Raw genomic sequence first — 3,919 nt, 5'->3', positions numbered from 1 at the left:
TCAAAGGCATCTATTGATGATATCATATCAGCCATATTTTTAGCTTTATTTATATGTACAGAATAAATGATATCTATATGCAAATCTCTTAATTGTTTAGCATATTTTTTTATAGATTTTGCATCTCCATAAGCTTTCTTTATAGAATAAAATATTTCCTTATCTTTTAAATTATTTTTATAAAACAAAAATATATTATTAAGCATATGTTCAAAATTAACTTCATAGCTCAAATGTGATACATTTTCCAAGTCTATATATATACCTATTTTTTTCATAATACCACCAATTAATTATGATGACTATATTGTATAAAAAATTAATAAAAATACAATACTATGAATGATAATTAATTATTATAATTCATGTATAATTACTTCTTCATAATTTTTCATTATATCTCTTATGAATAGATCTTTGGTAAATATTGCTATTGGTATATTATATTTATTAGAATATTCTCTTATGAATGATAATGCTTCTTTAGTTCTTTTATTATCAAATGTTATAAATGGATCATCTAATAATATTAATCTTCCAGCTTCATGTATTTTTGTAAGTATTGAAAGACGCATTGCTATATAAACCGCATCTTTTGTTGCCGAGGATAATAATTCTACATTTCTGCTTTCATTTTGCTTATCTTTTACCATAATTTTATTTTTATCAAAGCCTGACATTTCAATACCATTATCTGATAGATTTTTTCCTGTTATATGATTGTATAAAACTTTAGCCTCATTAGAAAGTGAATTGAATAAACAAACATTTTTTTTATTTATATTTGATAGCATATCTTCTAGAAGTTCTAAAGCTTTCTTTCTTTTATTTAAATTTTTTATCTCTTCATTATTCTCAGCAAGTTCGCTTTCAAGATTAATTATATTATTATGTACATCATCTGCACTATTAAGTTCTCCCTGAATATATGAGGCATTTGATATAACTTTATTCATATTCTCTTTTATTGAACTTATTTCTCTCTCTAATTCTTTCAATTTATTTTCTAATGATTTCATTTCCATTTCATTAAAATCATCATGATTAATTCCTTTTTCATCAAGCTCTTTTAATATTCTATTACAATTAGCTTCCAATGTAGGTATATCTTTAAAACCGAATTTTTTTGCTTCTATAACAAGTTTTGCAAATAATTCTTCTGTGCTTTTATATACAGTATCAAAATTAGTTTTTATCTCATAATAATTCTCTTTGTTTCTCACATTGAGTTTATTAAAAAAATCATTTAATTCTCTATTATAATTTTCTAAATTAATTAATGATTCTTGCAATTCTTTATTATATTTTTCTAATTCTTCATCATCATTTTTTTCAAGTATTAATTCTATCTTTGCTAATTCTCTTAAAAGCATATCTTTTAAATCTGACAATTCTAAACTTTCGTATCTTATATCAAGTTCGGGAAGAGAATCTAATATATCATCTATAAATTTATCCTTTTTATTTTCTTTTATAAGAAGAAAAGGTATAGAAGGAAGTATTAGTAAAAACCAATATGGATTTTTGAAATATAAACTTAATAAAGCGGATATTAAAACAATTGCAGCCAAAAAAACTATTTTAGGTATTTTTTTATTTTTTTCTTTTAAATCATCTATTTTTTTTATTGCTTTATCTATTCTTAATATTATGCTTTTATAATCAGTTTTGTTCTTATCCTCTGAAGATTTTTGAAGAGATTCTATTTTGCCTTTTAAATATGATATTCTATTTTCACATTCATCTATTTTTTTTTCTGAATCATTTATAGTTTTTGAATGATCCTTTTGAAGATTTATATTTTCTTTTATAAATTTATCCTTTTTATAAAATTCATTTATCATAGTCATAATATTTAATAGATTATTTTTTTCTTTTGATCTATTTTTTTCCTCTCTTACAACTGTTAATCTATTGTATTCATCAGTTTTATCTTTTAAAATATTATTGCTTTCTCTTAATAATTCATCAAGCTCTTTTAATTTATCCTTTTTATTTACTTCTGTATTTGCTTTACTATATAAATTATTTAATTCTTCTTTTATCTCTTCATTTTTGTATTTTAAATTTCTTAATACTGCTGGTATAGAACTTTGAGATTTTCCTGAATATTCTGCCTTTACTTCCGATATTATTTTTCCTATATCTATATCTGAAGAAAATAGTTTTTTCTTAATTTCGCTTTCCCAATCTTTGGAATCTTTTTTACTGTCTGACATTTCAAATATTATTTCACTTTGTCTTATAGAATATAAATTATTATAAGATTGAGGATGAAGTTTTATACTTTCATCTATTTCTGGAACTATATTAATATCTATATCATCTCCGTATCTTAATTTTATCTGCTTTGCAAATGATGAAGTTTTTTTATTTTCTGAAAATAACAGCATTAGAGAATCAAATATAGTTGTTTTTCCTGATTCATTTTCTCCGTAAAATAATGTGAGTTTATCAGATATTTCAAAAGATTTATTTTGAAACTTTCCAAATTTATTTAAACTTAATATCATATTTATTTTCCATTTTTTATCTTTTTTTATTTTGTAAAGCAGAGTATATTTTTTCTATACCTATTCTTTTTGCTATTTCAGCTATTTCTAAATCTTCTTCATTATTGGTATTAAATTCATATTCATCAGCTATTTCTAGAAATTCTTTTATGATACTTTCATTTTTAGCGTTTTCAAGCAGAAATAATTCAGAAGTTTTTATATTAATATCCCTTACATATTTCGAGTATTTATTTTTAAGAGAATTTATTTTGTCATCAAGCTCATTTTCATCATCAGCTATTCCATAAATATTTATATCTATTATATCATTTATATCCCATTCAGATGCCTTTTGTTCTAAATTAGATAAATTATTAATATTCTTTTCATATATTCTATACTCGCCTGCATTTTTTATCTTTATGAATGTTTTTTTGATAGAATTACTTTCCGTATTAATTGCTAAACATCTTCTTACACCCATTTCGGATTTAGTTCTTCTCCATACTCTTGCAGAACCTGTATATATTATTTCTATATTTTCAATATTAACTTCCATTTGTTTATGTATATGTCCTACTATTGCTATGTTGGGGTCTATTTTTTTTATTATATCTATAGGTATGCTTGCTGCTTCTTCATTTTCTTCTATACTCCATAATGTACCTTCAACTATTCCATGAGCTATTACTATTCTATTATCAGCATTCAAATTATATATTTTTTTATTTATATTGTTATCTATAATATATTTTTCGCTATATGGTAGGGCTATAATATCTAAATTATCAATATTAAAAAAACTTATATCTTCTATTGTTATAACATTTTCTGGAAATTTTAATTTGCTTAATGTTATGCCTTTAGATTTTAAATTCTCATGATTGCCTTTTAGTAAATATACATCTTTTTGATAATTTTCCATTTTTTTTGAGAATATTTCTTTTAATTCCTGTAAGTCTTCAAATGTATTGAAAGTGTCACCTAAAAGCATTAAAGCATCATAATCTTTGGCATATTCAATTATTTCATCTAATACTGAAAGTGAGTATTCTTTTTCCTGAATGCTTAAATGCAAGTCGCTTGATATTAATAATTTTGCCATAAAGCTCTCTATAAATTAATATTTTAATTGAAACTGTATTTTTATATTATAAATTAAATATGTTAATTAATCAATATTATTATATATAATTTATTTTTATTGGGATAATGCAAATATTATTCTGATAATTTTATTCCATAAATACTTAAAAAATATACTTATTGTATTTATCATACTTTAATTGAGTATTAATTATTAAAAATAACAGATGCTATTTTGTCTATATTGAAATTTAATTTATATAATAGTATCATCTATATAATTTTATATACTTGAATATAGGGGCTGATTATGGATAAAGAATATGCTAAACATTTGA

The 3,919-nt window shown here is 22.1% G+C and carries 3 protein-coding genes; all 3 read right to left on the bottom strand.

Features of this window, described 5'->3' with window-relative positions; all coding sequences use genetic code 11:
• Nucleotides 1–278: PIN domain-containing protein (locus tag Q1J76_RS05295; RefSeq protein ID WP_498034123.1), on the bottom strand; the 278-nt coding region annotated here is incomplete at its 3' end.
• A 78-nt stretch (nucleotides 279–356) separates the two neighbouring features.
• A complete protein-coding gene (locus tag Q1J76_RS05290) occupies nucleotides 357–2,513 on the bottom strand; it encodes an ATP-binding protein (protein ID WP_300367859.1) in 2,157 nt (718 codons plus the stop codon).
• Between the two features lie 16 nt (nucleotides 2,514–2,529).
• On the bottom strand, nucleotides 2,530–3,600 hold the full coding sequence (locus Q1J76_RS05285; RefSeq protein WP_300367856.1) for a metallophosphoesterase family protein: 1,071 nt from the start codon (nucleotides 3,598–3,600) through the stop codon (nucleotides 2,530–2,532).
• Between the last annotated feature and the right edge of the window lie 319 nt (nucleotides 3,601–3,919).

Origin of the sequence: Brachyspira sp. (assembly GCF_029258575.1) — a bacterium.
Lineage (GTDB): Bacteria > Spirochaetota > Brachyspiria > Brachyspirales > Brachyspiraceae > Brachyspira.
This window is presented reverse-complemented; position numbering and strand designations above follow the sequence as displayed.